Here is a 17,073-nt window from a genome sequence, read left to right on the forward strand (position 1 = left end):
GCGTCACGCGACTGCCCCGATCGGGGCAGTCTGCAGCCGATCCCTAATTTCGGCGATCAACCCAATTGGAGACCCGCCTCCTTCACCAGTTCCGAGTATCTCCGCTGCTCGCTGCTCAGGAAGCGCACGGCTTCCTCTCGCGAACTGACGCGAATGATCGAACCGAGCTTGGACATGGTCTCTTTGACAGCCGGCGTACCGTAGGCCTGAACGATGGCACTGTGAATTCGATCGGCTTGGGCCGGCGGCAGGCCCTTGGGCGCGATCATCGCGCTCCAACCTTCGATCTGGAAATTTGGTATGCCCTGTTCCGCAAACGTTGGAAGGTCGGGCGCGGTGGGCGCCCGATTTAGACTGGCCACGCCGATGCCGCGCAGCGTTCCGTCGGCTATGTATTGCTGGACGGAAGGTAGTGCACTGACGCACCAGTCGATTTGCCCCCCAATCAGGTCGGAGATCATGGGCCCAACGCCCTTGTAAGGGATGTGGTTGGCCTTTGCCCCGACTTCCTTCAGGAATAGTGCACCGCCCAGGTGCAACTGCGTTCCATTACCGGACGACCCAAAATTCAACTTTCCGGGGCGTTCTTTCATCAAGGCTACAAGCTCCCGCGCGTTTTTCGCCGGGAGCTTGGGATTTCCCACGATGACGAGTGGCGCCGCGCCGATGATCGCGATGGGTGTGACATCGCGGACCGGATCGAATGGCACGGCCTTGTACAGGTTGGGAAAGATTACGAGGTTGACGGAAACCAGGGCGAGCGTTGTGCCATCGGGAGCGGCTTTTATCAGGGCCAACGTGCCGAGCAAACCACCCGCTCCTGGCACGTTCTCGATGACGACGGGAGAACCGAGCGCCCTTGCCAGCTCCGGCTGAACTGCACGGGCGCCAATGTCGACGCTCGAGGCGGGGGCCACCGGCAATATCAGCCGAACCGGAGTGGGGCCGGCCAATACCCGGTGATTCGCGATATCCAGCGCCAGCACCGGAGCTATAGCAATGGTGCGCATGGCGTTGCGGCGAGCGGCATTGTGGCTTTCTCTCATCATGTCTCCATCTTTATATGTCTTGTCAAGTTGCCGAGTATGGCGAGGCGATATTTCGGGTACAAATCTTTTTTTTCGATGCCCGCCTTCGGCTTCTTCGATGCCTGCTGTAGCCGAACACCCTCGTGTCGCCGCTCGATATTTGTGGGCAACGGGGCGCTGGTGGGCTAGAGCCTTCGTGTACTATCGGGCTACGCTGCTATCGGTAGTTCATGACGGGCCTGACACCCGTCCTCACCGGCGGGCAGCCAGTTCGGCCTGTACAGCAGTTTTCAGATTCTAGAAAGTCAATGAGGCTCGAGGACCCACAATCGCTACGACTGTTCATTGCCGTTTGTGAAACCGGAAGTATCGCAACGGCTGCGGCACGAGAGGCCATCTCGCCGTCCGCCCTAAGCAAGCGGATATCCGACCTCGAGGAGTCGCTTGGCACAGCGCTGCTGCATCGTGGCCAGCGCGGTGTCAGGCCCACAGCGGCGGGTGAGGCGCTTATCATTCATGCACGGAGCATCCTGGACGGGCTTCAGCGTATGCGCTATGAGGTGGGCGAGTACGGCGATGGCGTGCGCGGGCATGTTCGCGTACTGGCCGTCTCAACCTCCATAGTTGAGTTCTTGACGGAGGATCTGACTTCGTTTCTCGCCGCCTATCCTCACGTTCGGGTCAGTTTGGACGAACGGGTAACCGAAGACGTAGTGCAAGGCATCGAAAGCGGGATGGCAGACATCGGGATTTGCCGCAAAGTGGCAGTGGCCGGGATTGATGTCTACCCCGGCGGCGCCGATCGCTATGCTGTCGTCGTCAGTGGACACCATCCACTTGCGTCCCGGACCAGTGTCAGGTTCGAGGAAACGCTTGCCTACGAACACGTCGGTCTACCGCAAAATGCCGCAATGCGCGTCATCGAAGATCGCGTCGCCAGCGAATTGGCGCGAGAGGTGCGGATGCGCTTTTTCGTTTCGAGCTTTGACGCCGCGCTGTGCGTGGTGAGTTCGGGCCTGGCACTGAGCATCTTGCCCGTGGAAGCCATCGAGCGATTCCGCTCAATCTACAATCTGCGCATCCTCGCGCTGACCGAACCGTGGGCCACGCAAGAGTTCATCGTGTGCGCGCGCGAGGCCGCGCTGCTCTCACCGGCAGCGCGGCAATTGCTCAACCATCTCGTGGCGTGCAGAGCCGGTAGCCCAAGCAGCGGTAAAGGCTCTGCGACTAAGTAGTCTGCCATCGCCGTTGACGACGGCAACCATCCAAAAAGATCGCTTCAGGACTGTAGAGGGTGTCATCACAATGATGTGAGTTTCTTCACATCGACGTAGAGATGACAACTTCTATGAATGTTTCGGGTAGCGTCAATGTACTGGTCCCTTGCGGCTCGCTGGGCGTTGGCGTACGGGCCGATGAAGTCCGATACGGAATCGCGCAGGGTGCCCACGTAATCGCAACCGATGCAGGCTCCACCGACAGCGGCGCGGCCTATCTCGCTCTGGGTATCTCCAAGAACACGCGCGAAGCCGTCATGGCGGACCTGACGGTACTGATGTCCGCGCAGGCGGAGCGGAAAATCCCATTGCTGATCGGCACATCTGGCCAAGCGGGTGGCGATGCCGGTGTGGATTGGACCCGCGACATCGTGGTCGAGGTCGCGCGCAAGCTTGGAGTGAAGCCGCGCGTTGCCATGCTCTATTCTGAACAAAGCAAGGAGGAACTAAAGCGCAAACATGCGCAAGGCAAGATTCGCCCATTGTCCCCCTCGCCGGAAATCGATGATGCGCTCATCGAATCCTGCGACCACATCGTTGCGGTAATGGGGCCGGAACCATACATTGCCGCCTTAAAGGATGGCGCGGATATTGTCGTGGGTGGACGGACATCCGACCCGGCTGTACTTGCAGCGCTCCCGTTGATGCTTGGGGCGCCTCCGGGCGTCGCTTGGCATGCGGGAAAGACTGGTGAGTGCGGTGCCCTCTGTTCGGCGGATCCGACCGCTGGATCGGGCGTTCTACTTCGCATCGATGGCGGCGGCTTCCAAGTTGAAGCGCTTTCGCCGAACAACCGCTGCACGCCAACCAGCGTGTCGGCGCACATGCTGTACGAGAACAGCAATCCGTTCAGTTTGGTCGAGCCGGGTGGGCAACTGGATGTCCGCGAGGTGCAGTATGCATCGACCGACAACCGCACGGTACGGGTGTCGGGGTCAAAGTGGGAGCCGAAGCCCTACACCATGAAGCTAGAAGGCGCTGCCACGGGCAAGTTCCAGACCCTGATGCTGGTGGGCATTCTCGATCCCGAAGTATTGGCCGACGCCGACCGATTCCATGACAGCCTGCTCGCCAAACTGCACGAGCGGGTCGGGAAGGTTATTGGTAGTGCTGCGGGTGACTACCACCTCTCCCTTCGCATGTACGGCTGGAACGGTGTCTCGGGACAGCCAGGATCCGGCGGCGGCCATTTGCCCATGGAGATCGGGATGATGTTTGTGGCAACGGCGAGTACCCAAGCGATGGCCACACGTATTGCGAAGGCCTGCAATCCCATCTTCTTTCACTTTCCCGCAAAGACCGGCACTGAACTGCCGAGCTATGGGTTTCCGTTCTCGCCGGCGGAAGTCGAGCGCGGTCCCGTGTACGAGTTCCGCCTGAACCATGTGGTGGAAGTCGATGATCCGCTCGAACTGGTGCGCATCGGTTGGGTAGACCTGTCCCATGGAGCGTCGGTCCTGGAGGAGAGCCAACATGACTAAGCTTCGCGATGTCACCAGAAACGTTCGCTCGAAAAACGCCGGCCCCTTTTGGGTGACGATCGATATCAGCTTCGACGGCTCCGAGAACTTCCGCGCCTATCACGAAAGCAGCGCGATCGGCGCGGCGGCGATCGGGGCGGCGTTTGGCGTCGATCCTGCACTGGTTAAGCATTTTCCCGTTCCAGATCTCAACGTCCTGAAGATCTCGTATCCACGGCAGAGTCCTCAGGGCGGCATCGAGGAACGGGACATGCACTGCGGCCAGCAATATGCGCGGTTGCTCGAGGCGGACCTCGGATAGTGGAAGGTGGCGGCACGATAACAAGTAGCAAGGAGACAAGTAGTGGAAAGAAGTGCTATTGACCCGATCACGTTGGAGATCTGGTGGAGCAGAGTGGTGGCCATTGCCGACGAGGCTGCGACCACGCTGGTGCGCACCGCCTTCTCGACGATTATCCGGGAGTCGAATGACTACTGCGTGGTACTGCTGAACGCTGTCGGTGAGACCATTGCAGAATGCCGGGCGGGTATTCCGGCATTTGCCGCAATCATGGGCGTCATGACGCGAAGTGTCCTGGCGAAGTATCCCGTCGGGACCTGGCAGCCTGGTGATTGCGTCATTACTAACAATCCGTGGATCGCGACCGGCCACTTGCCAGACGTCGCCATGGTGACTCCGATTTTCAGGGAGGATGTGCTGGTTGGATTTTGCGCGACGGCCGCCCACGTTCCCGACATCGGTGGGACGCCCAATATGGGCGTCACTGAGCTGATTTCGGAGGGGGTGCTGGTCCCCCCGATTCGCATGTACCGGGCCGGCGAGCGCAACGACGACATGCTGAATCTCTTCCTCAGTAATGTCCGGCTGCCGGACCAGGTGCTGGGTGATCTCAACGCCCAAATTGCCGCGCACGACGTCTGCCGGCGCCGCGCTCTCGAGTTCCTGAGCGACACCGGCAACGCCGACTTTACAGCGCTTTCGGCAGCCGTACAGGCCAAGGCGGAGAAAGTGATGCGCCTGGCCATCGCCGCGATTCCTGATGGTGTCTATCGTTCGGAAATGCGGGCCGACGGCGTGGAAGGGCAAGAGACGGTGATTGCGTGCGCCATTACCGTGGCTGGCGACTCGATGACGGTCGACTACTCGGGCAGTTCGCCCCAGGTTCAGCACGGCATCAATTGCACGATCAACTACACCACGGCCTATACGATTTACCCGATCAAGATCCTGCTCGATCCGCAGACGCGTCGGAACCACGGCTCGTACGCACCGATCCAGGTGGTTGCCGAGCACGGGTCGATTCTCAATGCGAAGTTCCCCGCGCCCGTGATGGCCCGGCATCTTACCGGCCACCTTTTGAGTTGTGCTGTATACCAGGCGCTCGCTGAGGCGCTGCCTGATCGGGTGATTGCGGACTCCGGAGGCTCTCCTGCCCTGCGGGTGCAATTCGCAGGCCGGGGACCGGACAAGGAGCCGTTTTCCCTGATTCTCTTCGCCAGCGCCGGCATGGGAGCGTCCGCACGAGCGGACGGCCTGTCGACCACGGCGTTCCCGTCGAACTCTGGCGGAGGCAGCATCGAGGCGTTGGAGGTCACAGCGCCGCTCCTCTTCAACAAGAAGGAATATCGCACTGATTCCGGGGGCGCAGGCCGCCACCGCGGCGGGCTGGGGCAAGACATCGAGGTGCAGAACATCGCGGGATCGCCGCTGCGTGTGGCATTGCTGGGAGACCGGGAGCGCAATCCCGCGCTGGGTGTATTGGGCGGCCGCCCAGGAGAGCTGTCGCGAGTCGTGTTCGATGATGGCACCAAGGCATCGTTGAAGTCCGTCCGGGCCCTTGCGGCGGATGGGCGCGTGACGTTGTCTTTCGCAGGAGGCGGCGGCTTCGGCTCGCCAGGTAAGCGAGCCACCGAAGCAATTGCTTCGGATATCACGAATGGATTTATTACGCCCGAGCGCGCGCTGGATGACTACGGCTTTCACCTCGGGGCGAGGACGGACGCGGAATGAGCAGCATGAACAAGACAACTCGAATTGGCGTTGACATCGGTGGCACTTTCACTGACTTTGTATTGCACGATGAGGCTCGCGGCCTGACGTGGACCGGGAAGCGCCTGACCACGCCGGAGGCGCCCAGCCGGGCGATTCTCGAAGGCATTGAGCGCTTGATGTCAGAAACTGGTACTACGCTGGGGCAGATTCACAGCATCGTTCACGGCACCACACTGATTACCAATACGGTGCTCGAACGGACCGGCTCCAGGGTTGGCCTACTCACGACCGATGGCTTTCGGGACGTACTTGAAATGGGGCGTGAGATTCGCTTCGATGTGGATGACCTCTATGCGCGCCCAGCGCCGGTGATTGTTCAGCGACCGCTGCGCCTGGGCATTCCCGGTCGAATCCGCGCTGACGGCAGCGAGCACCAGCCTCTCGACGAAGAAGCTGTCCGGATCGCCATACGTGAACTGGTGGAAAGACAGAATATCGAGGCGCTCGCCATTGGCTTCCTGCATTCCTATGTCAATCCCGCCCATGAGTTTCGTGCCCGCGAGATCGTAAGCGAGATGTATCCACACCTGCGGGTGACCCTGTCGGCAGAGGTTGCGCCCGAGATTCGGGAGTATGAGCGGATCACTACGGCCTGTGTCAACGCCTATGTGCAGCCGCGTGTCCATGCCTATCTCGACAGCCTCGAGCGCGACCTGGGTCGCATCGGCTTTGACGGGCAACTTTATATCATGCTCTCCAGCGGCGGCATTACGACGATCGACGAGGCCAAGGCTTTTCCGGTGCGCCTTCTCGAGTCAGGGCCCGCTGCTGGCGCCATGGCAGCGGCATACATCGCTCGCGAAGCCGGCGAGAGCCGGGTCATATCGTTCGACATGGGTGGTACGACTGCGAAGATGTGCCTTGTCGAGGACGGCCAGCCCCATATCAAGCACGAATTCGAGGCGGGCCGCCTAGACAAGTTCAAGCCAGGCTCCGGGCTACCGCTCAAGCTTACCGTTGTCGACATGATCGAAATCAGCGTCGGCGGGTGTTCCATTGCCTCGGTCGACGACATTGGACTGCTCAAGGTGGGCCCACGCAGCGCCGGATCGGTGCCGGGCCCGGTGAGCTACGGTCTGGGAGGCACCGAACCCACGGTGACGGACTCGGACCTTCTCGTCGGCTATCTCGATCCACGCGCATTTCTGGGGGGCGAAATGCAGTTGTCGGTCGATCGCGTCGAAGCTGCAATTCTGACGCGCTTGGCCCAGCAGCTCGATATGGATACCCGGCCCGTTGCCATCGGCATACAAGCAGTGGTGACCGAGACGATGGCGGCCGCGACCCGCGTTCACATGGCCGAGAAGGGCAAGGATCCACGTGCCTACTCCATGATTGCCTTTGGTGGCGCCGGTCCGGTGCACGCTTATGCCCTTGCGAAGCTGTTGAAGGTCCGTCGCATCATCATCCCAATGGGAGCTGGTGTGATCTCCGCCTTCGGCTTCCTGATCACGGCCCCCGCAGTCAATGACGTCCGGGGTTACGTTGCGCCACTGAAGAAGGTCGATTGGGCCCGTGTTTCCGGTCTCTACGCGGAAATGGAAGCCCGCGCGGTGGAACTCCTTCGCAAGGCGGGGGGAGATGAGTTGGAGATCGAGCTGACCCGTTCGGCGGATATGCGCTATCTTGGGCAAGGTTTCGAGGTTGAAGTGATCGTGCCGAACGGTGAACTCGCCCCGACGCGGGAGCGGGCGATCAGCGAGGCATTTTCGACCGCCTACGCTTCACAGTTCGGCCGTGTCATCAACGACGTCCCTGTCGAGATCGTCAACTGGCGACTCTCGGCTCGGGTGCCCGGCTCCAGGATCAATCTGGCTTACTCGCTGATCGAAATGTCTGCCGAGCGAGGCAAACGGAACATCCACTTTGCTGAGTTCGGTGACGTGACCGCGACAGTGTACGACCGCTATGCGCTCCGCCCGGGCGCAGTGATCGCGGGGCCGGCGGTGTTCGAGGAGCGCGAGTCATCATTCAGCGTCGGTCCGGACTGCACGGTGACAGTGGATCAGAACTTCAATTTGGTTGCTGACATCGAGGCATCTGAGCCGCACGACGCTTCAACCCACACCACCGAGGCAGCGGTCTTAGCATGCTGAACACAGTCCTTGTCACCCAACGCCACTTCGACGAGGCAGCCATTGCCTACTTGCGCGAAGGTGGCTGTGAAGTCGTCATTGCCGATCTGCCGCCTGGGCGCGCCGATGGCGACATTTCCCACGAGACGTTGGTGCAGTGGCTGCAAGGGGCATCTGGGTGGATCGTAGGCCATGCTCACGTAACCCGAGAATTGCTGGCCGCGCTGCCCGATCTGCGGGTGATCGCGCGCCGGGGTGTGGGATACGAGCGTATTGACACACAAGCGGTGCGCGATCTGGGCCGTGTGGCGACCATTGCCGCTGGTACCAACGACGCTACTGTCGCGGATCTGACCATCGGCTTGATGCTGGGTCTTGGGCGTCGCTTTCGCGAGTGCGGCGAGGGCCTCAGCAAGGGGGCGTGGAGCATCCCGTTGGGCTCGGATCTGTATCGGAAGACCGTGGGCATTGTCGGCCTAGGTCGTATCGGACTAGCGGTCCTGCGCCGTCTCAGAGGTTTTGACGTCAACGTTCTCGTGCATAGCCTCTCGAAGCCCACTGCGCATGAAGCATCCGAAGGTGTGAAATACGTGGAACTCGATACGCTTCTTGCCGAATCCGACTATGTCACTTTGCACGCGCCCCTGACAGACCAGACGCGGTTTCTCATCCGTGAGAAGACCATCAGGCGCATGAAGCCGACGGCCTTTCTGATCAACACCGCGCGCGGCGGATTGGTCGAGGACCGTGATCTACTCGCCGCGCTGAGGGTCGGCCGGCTTGCAGGCGCGGGGCTCGATGTGTTTGTGAGCGAGTCGGATCCGGGTTACGAAACAGTGACAAATGCGTTGGTGAACCTGCCCAACGTCATCGCCTTGCCGCACGCTGGTGCGTCTACGCGCGAGGGACTGGCGCGCATGAACCTGATGGCCGCGCGCTGCATCGTGGCTGCTCTGGACGGCAACGATCTCCCACCCGGCTGTGTCATTGCTGACGGTCGTCGGCGCGGCGAGGCTCAAGCAGCATAGCCAGCGCGAGCATGTACTCATAGGAATTATCCCGGAACAATTGGCATGACTGACCAGAAGCTGACTCCACAGGAGACGAGGCGAACTGTTCGCAAGATCATTGCGAGGACGCTGCCGTTTGCCTTTTTTTTATACGCGATAGCGTTTCTGGACCGGGTTAACCTGGGATACGCTGCGCTGCAGATGAATCATGAACTCGGCTTGACGAGCGAGGCATTCGGCTTCGCCGCTGGGCTGTTTTTTATCGGCAACGTTCTGTTTGAAGTGCCGAGCAATTTCGCAATGATGCGCTACGGGCCGAGGATATGGATCGCGCGGATCATCATCACGTGGGGCCTAATTGCGGCACTGACGGCGTTCGTGCAATCGGCGACGCAACTCTATCTGCTGAGATTCCTTCTCGGGGTGGCGGAAGCAGGATTCATCCCGGGCATGGTCTACTACTTCTCCCTGTGGGTGCTTGAGCGGGACCGTGCACTGGTGATGGGCGCGTTCCTAGTTGCTATGCCAGTGACTTACCTGGCCGGCGCCCCGCTCAGCACGGGGCTCATGGCGGCCTTTACGGCAGTCGGACTTTCCGGCTGGAGATGGATGCTGTTTGTGGAAGCCGTGCCTGCGATATTTGGTGGCATTGCATGTTATTGGCTCCTTCCCGAGAGGCCGGCGGCGGTGTCGTGGTTGAGCCAGCGGGAAAAGCAATGGCTGGAGCATGAGTTCGAACGTGAACAGATTGCTCGTCCACAGGTGCAACATCTCAGTCCGCTGCAGGTGCTGGTGAATCCGATTGTTCTGTTCCTATCTCTTATCTATTTTCTGTCGCAGATGGGCGCCCTCGGCATCGGATTCTGGCTGCCGCAGATCGTGCGGGAGTTTTCCAGGGAGTTCTCGCTGACGACTGTCGGCCTCTTGTCAGGCCTTCCTTACGCGGTCACCACGGTAGGGGTTCTGGTCTGGGCCCGCCTTTCCGACGTCAGGCGCGAGCGCAAGTGGTTCACTGTTGTTGCACTGGCCATCGGCGGAGTCGGCCTGCTAATTGCCGGAACGTCGACGATCCCGGTGGCAGCGCTGGTCGCGATAACGGTAGCGTTGCTCGGCATTTTTGCCAATAAGCCGACGTTCTTTGCCATGCTCAATGATCTGTTCTCCAAGCCGACCCTGGCGATCTCGGTTGCGGTCATCACGGCAATCGGCAACATGGGCGGCTTCGTCGGTCCGTACCTGGTCGGGATCGCCAGCCATCTTCATGGCGCGGCGAAGGGGGGGCTGTTCGTGATGAGCGGATCGTTGCTTGTCGCCGCCTTGCTGACCGCCCTATTGCGGGTCGAACGTCCCCCGCGCGGGAGGCGCTGAGCGGACCGCCCGGGAAGGCAGCCGCGCCCTCCTCTCGCCGCGGCGCGAAAAGAAGCCGCTTCATTTGATTCATCGGAGTACCACTACACGAGAGATCGACATATGGTCGGACTCAAGGGGTTGTTGTCTTTAAGAAAACATGAAGGCCGGTCAGCGCGCGTAAGAATACTGGCCCAAATAAGAATTCAAATTAAGGAGACGGAAAAGTGAAAATGAAAAGAATCTATGCAGCGGTTCTCGGCGCAATCGTATCGAATTTCGCGTTCGCCCAATGCAGCGTCATCCTGTACGGCGTGGTGGATGAGAACATTGAGTACGTGAGCAATATGTCGAACATCGCGCTGGGCCAACCGGGCTTTCCCGGTAATGGAAAGACCAGGGTAGGACTGACGTCAGGTGGACTGTCCGGGTCTCGCTGGGGCTTGCGAGGCATTGAGGACCTCGGCGGTGGGCTAAAGGCGCTATTCGTCCTGGAAAGTGGCTTTGGGGCGGACGACGGCAAGCTGCAGAATAGCGGTCGGTTGTTCGGGCGCCAGGGATTCGTCGGTCTAGACAGTGCCGGGATAGGCCGGGTGACATTCGGGCGTCAATACACGGCGATTTTCGATGCGTTCAGCAACTTCTCGCCCACCGGCTTCTCCACGCAGTATGAGCCCATCGCGGCTGAATTGGGGCTGGATTTCCGATCGGACAATATGGCCAAGTACACCGGCACCTTCGGCCCGGTCACTGCGATTGCCGACTGGTCATTCGGGAACGGCGTGGCTGGCGCAGGCGAGGTGCCGGGGCAGTTCCGTCGCGATAGCGGCTACGGCGCGGCGGTCACGTACTTGGGAGGGAACGTTGGCGTGGCAATTGCATTCAATCAGTTCAATCCCACCCTTGCGCAGGGTGCGCCTACCGGAAACTTCAGGAAGGCCGGGGCTGCAATGAGCTATACCGCTGGCCCTGCCAAGGTTATGGCGGGCTACCGCTGGGGCCTCAACAAGACGGGCAGCGGCGCCACCGTAGTACGTGACGATATGTATTGGGTTGGTGCGAACTACGATGTCGGTAGTGCGCTACGTCTGACACTGTCCTATTTCTATGATGATGTTAAAAACTTGGCCGGTGTGAATGTAACCAATCCCTGGCAAGTCGCATTTGTCGCTGACTACAATTTTTCCAAGCGGACGGACGTCTACCTGACCACTGCCTATGCGAAGCATTCCGGACTGAACTTTGATACCTCCGCAGTCAGCTTCGCCAATGGCTATTACCTTGGCCGGGACAAGAACGGGATGTTGGGGGTCGCGCTCGGAATTCGTCACAAGTTCTAGTGCGTTGGCTTGCGAAACATCTCTTCAACCAAAAAAATGGGGGCGTCGTATGCAAAAGCGTTGGCTGAAAAGCTATCCCGACGACGTGCCGGAGAGCATCGACGTTGATCGCTACAACTCGCTAGCTCGCCGACTTGCTTGAGGCATCGTATGCAAGATTCGGAGAGCGTAGTGCCGCGGAATGCATGGGGGTATCCCTGATCGGAAGAAAGACATAATCTTGGTGTCGGGCTTCAATGTCTCAAAGCGACCACCTGCTCGATTTCGTTGGGATAGTCTACATTTCGTACAAGCGACCCAGGCATATCGAGCTTCGATTCGACCTGCCAAAGTCAAATGTGGGTAAGATGCTGCGCAGGGAACTCCGAGTTTGACAATACGTTGTATGGATTTCATTGCGGAAGTAATTAAAGATTGAGCTAGCCTTTCCAACTGGAGAGAGACGGCTTCCGATTGCCGCATCCAAGCAAGCACTGCGTCGCGCTAGCCTATGATAGAAAACCCAAGAAATGTTGATCGCCTGCTTTTTGGGTTCAATAGGCTAGATTTTCTGGATAAAATTTGGCTGCAGGAGCGGTTCAAAAATTGCTATATTGCTTTCGATGCGACTGCTGGGACGCGGATCAAGAGAGTTTTTCCGGAATTGAAGTTTCCGACAGAGTTGCTAGCGCAAGCGTGGGCACTCTACGAGCGTTATGCTGAGCACGGCAGAAAAAATCAATTGCGCCGAGAGCTTCCCTTCCTGCTTTTCATGCTCGGGCTCAAGAGCGCTTGGCCGATGCAAACAGAGTTCTCGCACGACATCTGGGAAATCGCCATGGAAGATGGGACGGCCCGCGCGAAGAATATGCTCATGATTGTTTACATTTTTCACGAGCATGGTGGGTCTTTGCCTAGCATTTAGATAGAACACCATTAGGCTGTCATTACATAAGTTATATCCCATGATGACAAACAACGAACGCGCGTCTAAGTTCGACATTCATTTTCAACCGGACGAAGACTGGCTGGCATTGGCCCGGCCGAACCGATTATCGATCCTGATCTCGTCATCATTGATACGCATCATCATCTCTAACAGGCTGCTGAAATACCGGCAGCGGATGTCCGCGCAACGACTAGCTGAAGCGTTAATCTGAGGACTCCATACAACCCCACATTCATGCGCGGCGCTGACACCTTCACCGAAAGTTTGTTCACCATGCGGCGGCTGGAAGTGAGGTAGCCTGATCGAGGCGGACACGCTTGGTCCTTAGATTAAGATCGTGGATCAGGAGTGTGCACAGATGAGCAAGGCAAGACAGACGTACGGGGAAGAGTTTCAGGCAGAGGCCGTGAGACTGGTGCTGGAACAGGGACTGACGCTGCAGTCGGCCGCGCAGCGTCTGGGGATTCCGAAGGGCACGTTGACGAATTGGGTGTCGAAAGCCAAGGCGCCTGGAACAGCAGCGGCACCAGGGGGCGTGACAGTGGCAGAGTTGGCGGCGGAGAATGCGAGGCTGCGCAAGGAGCTGGCCGAGGCGAGGCTGGAGCGCGATATTGTAAAAAAAGCCGCGGCGTACTTCGCCAGGGAATCACTGCCCGGTACGCGTTCGTGAGTCAATGGCGAGAAGTGTATCCGGTGAAGTTGATGTGCCGGGTATTGGGGGTCTCGCGCAGTGGCTACTACGACTGGACACACAGACCTTACGGGCTCAGTCCGGAACAGGAGCGGCTGCGTCTGGCGATCCGGGCAGCCCACAAGCGCACGCGTCAGACGTACGGTACGCGGCGCCTGCAGCGCGAGCTGGCTGGCGATGGATTCGTGGTCGGCCGTGATCGGCTGGCCAGACTGCGCAACGAGATGGGGATTCGGTGTCGGCAAAAGCGTCGATTCGTAGCGACAACTCGCTCGGCTCATAATCTGCCAGTGGCGCCCAACCTACTGGAGCAGAAATTTGAAGCCGACAGGCCAAATGCCGCGTGGGTGACAGACATCACGTATATCGCGACCGATGAGGGTTGGTTGTACCTGGCAGGAATCAAGGACCTGTACACGTGCGAGATCGTGGGCTACGCGATGGGGCCCAGAATGACACAGGAATTGGTGGGCGAGGCGCTGTTCCGGGCGGTGCGCAGCAAGCGGCCACGGCCCGGCCTGATTCATCATTCAGACCGGGGCAGCCAATACTGTGCTCACGGCTATCGCAGGTTGCTAGCGCAGTTCGGCATGCTGGCTTCGATGTCACGCAAGGGAAACTGCTACGACAATGCGCCCATGGAAAGCTTCTGGGGCAGCCTGAAAGCAGAGTTGGTGTACCACCATCGGTATGCCACCCGGCTGGAAGCCATGGCCTCTGTCCGTGAGTACATTGAGATTTTTTACAATCGCCAACGGCGCCATTCGAAGTTGGGGTACCGAACGCCAGGCGAAGTCGCTGCAAGCTACCTCAGTCGACTAGCTGCAGCATGAACCAGACGTGTCCGCGCTGGACAGAACACCTCAAAGATTTCGTGCCGAAGTCCCACCCCTTGCGCTCGATCCGCACCATGGCGAACCAGGCGCTGGCGAAGATGGATCGGCTGTTCGCGCAAATGTACGAGGCCGATATCAAGGGTGGCCGGCCCAGCATCGCGCCGGAGAAGTTGCTGCGGGCCATGCTGTTGCAGGTGCTCTACAGCGTCCGGTCGGAGCGCCAGCTCATGGAACAGACGCACTACAACTTGCTGTTTCGCTGGTTCATTGGCCTGGCGATGGATGATGTGGTCTGGGTGCCCAGCGTCTTCAGCAAGAACCGGGAACGGCTGATCAAGCACGATGCTGTGATCGACTTCTTCAACGAAGTGCTGGCCATCGCGCAGAAGAAGGACTGGCTGTCGGGCGAGCACTTCAGCGTCGACGGCACGTTGATTAAGGCGTGGGCTGGCCACAAGAGCTTTGTACGCAAGGATGGCGACGACAAAGACGATAACGACGGTGCTGACTTCAAGGGTGAAAAGCGCAGCAACGAGACGCACGAGTCCAAAACCGATCCCGATGCCAGGCTGTATCGCAAGGGCAAAACCGCCAGTGAACTGCGCTACATGGGTCATACCTTGAGCGACAACCGCCACGGCCTGGTGGTCAGCGCCATGGTGACCAATGCGGACGGACACGCCGAGCGCGAGGCCGCGAAGGTCATGCTTAACGATGCCAGGCAGGTGATTGAGGACCTGAATGTGGAAGTCACCGTGGGTGCGGACAAGGGCTACGACGCGCACGAGTTCATTCAAGCCTGCCTGGAGATGAAGGTGACGCCGCACGTCGCACAAAACACCTCTGGCCGGCGCTCGGCCGTTCCCGACGCCATTGCAGGCACCAAGGGTTATGCCATCTCACAGCAAAAGCGCAAGCTGATTGAACAAGGCTTTGGATGGGCCAAGACCGTTGGGCGCATGCGCCAGGTAATGGTGCGCGGTCGAAAGAAGGTCGACCAAATGTTTGTGCTGAGTATGGCCGCCTACAACCTTGTGCGCATGCGCTCGCTGGGACAAATCCGCCCACAGTTGCAGTAATCGCGGTAATGAGGCCCGAAACGGTCGTCAAATCAACGAAAAAGTCGGTGAAGTGACGCCGCGCTTCCGGATTGTGAAAAATAGCGAGCCCATCAGGCTTGTAGAGGGAAGCTTCGCTTTTTACGCGGCTAGTACTTCAGCAGCCTGCTAAGCCATTTGGCGCCGCGCCGACCGGTGGCTACCGGGCCGCGAAGGCGTGATTCATCTGGCGAGCCCGCTTGATAGGTCGTGGCCGCCGAAGCGTGACGGGTTGTCGCGCACGCTGGTCAATTCCGCGGCGCGGGCCAGGGCATGTGTGGCATGGGTATGCCGCCCAGTGGGAGCTAGCCCGGCGCAGCTTATCGGCCACTGTTGGGTTGTCTAGTGCAATCACATCGGCAGCCTAACCCAAGAAGCGCCAAATCACGTGCCAGAGGGGACAGTAATGCTAGCCGCGCTATCCGGTTCCAGGCTGGACCGAGCAGAGTGGTTCCTTCCCATTGAGGCACGTCTGGATCCGTTTGCGCCGTCAGGTGAAGCAGGCGGGCGACCAGTTGCTTTGGTCGGCGCATGGGCGCGATCAGTGCCACGAGTCGAGGCCACTGCAGCACGCCTTCGATCTCGTCAAGAAGGCGCTTGCACCTGCGCCGATTGCTCAAGTAGAGACCAAGTCTGTCTGGTTCATACGATCGCTCTGACTCGGATGGCACCGCCTTGCTACGGGTTTTGGGCAACACCCTCTCTAACTTCCCGAATTACCGCCGCCCATGGAACCCAAACCGCAAATCGGCTCCCGCCGCACCCGTGACCGAATCCTCGACATCTCGCTGCGCTTGTTCAACGAGGTCGGTGCGCCCAACGTCACCACCACCACCATTGCGGAAGCAATGGGGATCAGCAACGGCAATCTCTACTATCATTTCCGCAACAAGGACGACATCATCAACTCCATCTTCGTGCAATTCGAGCAGGAGATGGAGCGGCGCCTAAAGCTGCCGGGCGACCATAGGCCCACCCTTGGGCAGAGCTGGGGCTACCTACAGCACATGTCCGAGTTCATGTGGAGTTACCGCTTCCTCTACCGCGACATCAACTACCTACTGGCGAGCAACCGCATGCTGGAGACCAACTTCAAGCGCGTCGTCGACCAAAAGAAGCGCTTCGCCAGCGAGTTATGCCGGCAGTTCCTAGAAAGCGAAGAGATGGAGGCCTCGGCCGAACAGGTCGACGTCATCACCACCAATATGGTGGTGCTGGTCACCTACTGGCTGTCCTTCCAGTTCATTCAGCATCCGCGCCAGTACAATGATTCCAAGCAGATTCGAAGCTACCTGCACAGCGCCAGCTATCACATCCTCTCTGTCCTGGCACCCTATCTGAGAGGCCAAGCGTGGCAATCCTTCGAACAGCTCGCGCGCGAATTCGCTGCCGCCATGGCACAGAACGACCAGGGGACAAGAAGCCTTGAAGGTGGCGCTGCAAAACGCGGAAAATAATGCATGCGAACGCGCGGAGATCGGCTTCCAGCAAAGGGCCTGGCCCGCCGTGCCGAACTGACCAGTGTGCGCGACACCGGCGGTCGGCCGCGCTTGCTATGGCTTAGCGTGCAAAATTCTCCATTTTCTGAAGCGACCCTAAAGTAACCTCAGTTTGGTCACAACACTGCCGGCTATCGATTCGCAATCTCATGGCTACTGTCACGAATGCGAGAGTATCCTTGTCTGAGATTTTTCCAACCCCTTGTTTTTATTGAGATGAAAATCTCACTTCATGTGTCCGTGAGCGGCAGCGGAAAGCTATCCGCAATACGTCGAGGAAAAGGAGAAGACAAGCGTAGGTATGCTCACCCTCAAAGGCTAACCCGCAAGCGAACAGTGAGCCTTGTGGTCAATCGCGCTTTGAGGTCGGAAGCGTCGGCGCCGGGCTGGTAGCCTATGACCGCTCATGGG

Annotated in this window: 14 protein-coding genes and 1 pseudogene; 12 read left to right on the forward strand and 3 right to left on the reverse strand. The window is 59.2% G+C overall.

Annotation, left to right across the window (positions count from 1 at the left end):
* Positions 1 to 56 precede the first annotated feature (56 nt).
* Entirely contained in the window at positions 57 to 1,049 is a 993-nt protein-coding gene (locus E0W60_RS34625) for a Bug family tripartite tricarboxylate transporter substrate binding protein (RefSeq protein ID WP_240746155.1), read from the reverse strand.
* A gap of 287 nt (positions 1,050 to 1,336) precedes the next feature.
* Here E0W60_RS34625 and E0W60_RS34630 point away from each other — a divergent pair, with 287 nt between their 5' ends.
* The 9 genes from E0W60_RS34630 to E0W60_RS34670 all read left to right on the forward strand — a co-directional run bounded on the left by E0W60_RS34630 (position 1,337) and on the right by E0W60_RS34670 (position 12,515).
* On the forward strand, positions 1,337 to 2,263 hold the full coding sequence (locus E0W60_RS34630; RefSeq protein WP_135707359.1) for a LysR family transcriptional regulator: 927 nt from the start codon (positions 1,337 to 1,339) through the stop codon (positions 2,261 to 2,263).
* 101 nt (positions 2,264 to 2,364) lie between these two features.
* Positions 2,365 to 3,786, forward strand: a complete 1,422-nt coding sequence (locus E0W60_RS34635; protein ID WP_240746156.1) for an acyclic terpene utilization AtuA family protein — start codon at positions 2,365 to 2,367, stop codon at positions 3,784 to 3,786.
* Positions 3,779 to 4,087 (forward strand): DUF4387 family protein, encoded by a 309-nt coding sequence (locus E0W60_RS34640; protein ID WP_135707360.1) that lies wholly within the window; start codon positions 3,779 to 3,781, stop codon positions 4,085 to 4,087. Before E0W60_RS34635 ends, E0W60_RS34640 begins: the two co-directional genes overlap by 8 nt.
* A 42-nt stretch (positions 4,088 to 4,129) precedes the next feature.
* The gene (locus E0W60_RS34645; RefSeq protein WP_135707361.1) at positions 4,130 to 5,797 is read left to right on the forward strand and encodes a hydantoinase B/oxoprolinase family protein; all 1,668 of its coding nucleotides are present in this window, start codon (positions 4,130 to 4,132) and stop codon (positions 5,795 to 5,797) included.
* A gap of 5 nt (positions 5,798 to 5,802) precedes the next feature.
* The gene (locus E0W60_RS34650) at positions 5,803 to 7,935 is read left to right on the forward strand and encodes a hydantoinase/oxoprolinase family protein (RefSeq protein WP_135707362.1); all 2,133 of its coding nucleotides are present in this window, start codon (positions 5,803 to 5,805) and stop codon (positions 7,933 to 7,935) included.
* Positions 7,929 to 8,942, forward strand: a complete 1,014-nt coding sequence (locus tag E0W60_RS34655; protein WP_135707363.1) for a phosphoglycerate dehydrogenase — start codon at positions 7,929 to 7,931, stop codon at positions 8,940 to 8,942. Before E0W60_RS34650 ends, E0W60_RS34655 begins: the two co-directional genes overlap by 7 nt.
* 45 nt (positions 8,943 to 8,987) lie before the next feature.
* Positions 8,988 to 10,292, forward strand: a complete 1,305-nt coding sequence (locus E0W60_RS34660) for an MFS transporter (RefSeq protein ID WP_135707364.1) — start codon at positions 8,988 to 8,990, stop codon at positions 10,290 to 10,292.
* Positions 10,293 to 10,504: 212 nt separating this feature from the next.
* Positions 10,505 to 11,611 carry a porin gene (locus E0W60_RS34665; RefSeq protein WP_135707365.1) on the forward strand — a complete coding sequence of 369 codons (1,107 nt, stop codon included), beginning with the start codon at positions 10,505 to 10,507 and terminating at the stop codon, positions 11,609 to 11,611.
* 490 nt (positions 11,612 to 12,101) lie between these two features.
* Complete coding sequence (locus E0W60_RS34670) at positions 12,102 to 12,515, forward strand: hypothetical protein (protein ID WP_135707366.1); 414 nt, start codon at positions 12,102 to 12,104, stop codon at positions 12,513 to 12,515.
* 84 nt (positions 12,516 to 12,599) lie between these two features.
* Here the strand turns inward: E0W60_RS34670 and E0W60_RS37250 are convergent, their stop codons facing one another.
* The gene (locus E0W60_RS37250) at positions 12,600 to 12,854 is read right to left on the reverse strand and encodes a hypothetical protein (protein ID WP_167884695.1); all 255 of its coding nucleotides are present in this window, start codon (positions 12,852 to 12,854) and stop codon (positions 12,600 to 12,602) included.
* A 43-nt stretch (positions 12,855 to 12,897) separates the two neighbouring features.
* On the opposite strand from E0W60_RS37250, the gene E0W60_RS34680 reads away from it, so the two are divergent.
* A protein-coding gene (locus E0W60_RS34680) for an IS3 family transposase (protein WP_135706549.1) occupies positions 12,898 to 14,063 on the forward strand; the annotation gives its coding sequence in 2 pieces (ribosomal slippage) (positions 12,898 to 13,162 and positions 13,162 to 14,063; 1,167 coding nt in all).
* Positions 14,060 to 15,145 carry an IS5-like element ISRme1 family transposase gene (locus E0W60_RS34685; RefSeq protein WP_135707368.1) on the forward strand — a complete coding sequence of 362 codons (1,086 nt, stop codon included), beginning with the start codon at positions 14,060 to 14,062 and terminating at the stop codon, positions 15,143 to 15,145. Before E0W60_RS34680 ends, E0W60_RS34685 begins: the two co-directional genes overlap by 4 nt.
* Positions 15,146 to 15,323: 178 nt before the next feature.
* On the opposite strand, the pseudogene E0W60_RS37920 reads toward E0W60_RS34685, so the two are convergent.
* A pseudogene (locus E0W60_RS37920) lies at positions 15,324 to 15,560 on the reverse strand (integrase); the annotation flags it as partial.
* A 331-nt stretch (positions 15,561 to 15,891) separates the two neighbouring features.
* On the opposite strand from E0W60_RS37920, the gene E0W60_RS34695 reads away from it, so the two are divergent.
* Positions 15,892 to 16,620: a TetR/AcrR family transcriptional regulator gene (locus E0W60_RS34695; protein ID WP_135707369.1), complete on the forward strand. Its 729-nt coding sequence runs from the start codon at positions 15,892 to 15,894 to the stop codon at positions 16,618 to 16,620.
* The last annotated feature ends 453 nt before the right edge of the window (positions 16,621 to 17,073 follow it).

The sequence above is a fragment of the Cupriavidus oxalaticus genome, assembly GCF_004768545.1.
In the GTDB taxonomy this organism is placed as follows: domain Bacteria; phylum Pseudomonadota; class Gammaproteobacteria; order Burkholderiales; family Burkholderiaceae; genus Cupriavidus; species Cupriavidus oxalaticus_A.

Excerpts from the sequence above, each read along its gene's own strand:
- E0W60_RS34625 (WP_240746155.1), bottom strand. The coding sequence starts at position 1,049 with ATGATGAGAGAAAGCCACAATGCCGCTCGCCGCAACGCCATGCGCACC.
- E0W60_RS34630 (WP_135707359.1), top strand. The coding sequence starts at position 1,337 with ATGAGGCTCGAGGACCCACAATCGCTACGACTGTTCATTGCCGTTTGT.
- E0W60_RS34635 (WP_240746156.1), top strand. The coding sequence starts at position 2,365 with ATGACAACTTCTATGAATGTTTCGGGTAGCGTCAATGTACTGGTCCCT.
- E0W60_RS34640 (WP_135707360.1), top strand. The coding sequence starts at position 3,779 with ATGACTAAGCTTCGCGATGTCACCAGAAACGTTCGCTCGAAAAACGCC.
- E0W60_RS34650 (WP_135707362.1), top strand. The coding sequence starts at position 5,803 with ATGAACAAGACAACTCGAATTGGCGTTGACATCGGTGGCACTTTCACT.
- E0W60_RS34655 (WP_135707363.1), top strand. The coding sequence starts at position 7,929 with ATGCTGAACACAGTCCTTGTCACCCAACGCCACTTCGACGAGGCAGCC.
- E0W60_RS34660 (WP_135707364.1), top strand. The coding sequence starts at position 8,988 with ATGACTGACCAGAAGCTGACTCCACAGGAGACGAGGCGAACTGTTCGC.
- E0W60_RS34665 (WP_135707365.1), top strand. The coding sequence starts at position 10,505 with ATGAAAAGAATCTATGCAGCGGTTCTCGGCGCAATCGTATCGAATTTC.
- E0W60_RS34670 (WP_135707366.1), top strand. The coding sequence starts at position 12,102 with ATGATAGAAAACCCAAGAAATGTTGATCGCCTGCTTTTTGGGTTCAAT.
- E0W60_RS34685 (WP_135707368.1), top strand. The coding sequence starts at position 14,060 with ATGAACCAGACGTGTCCGCGCTGGACAGAACACCTCAAAGATTTCGTG.
- E0W60_RS34695 (WP_135707369.1), top strand. The coding sequence starts at position 15,892 with ATGGAACCCAAACCGCAAATCGGCTCCCGCCGCACCCGTGACCGAATC.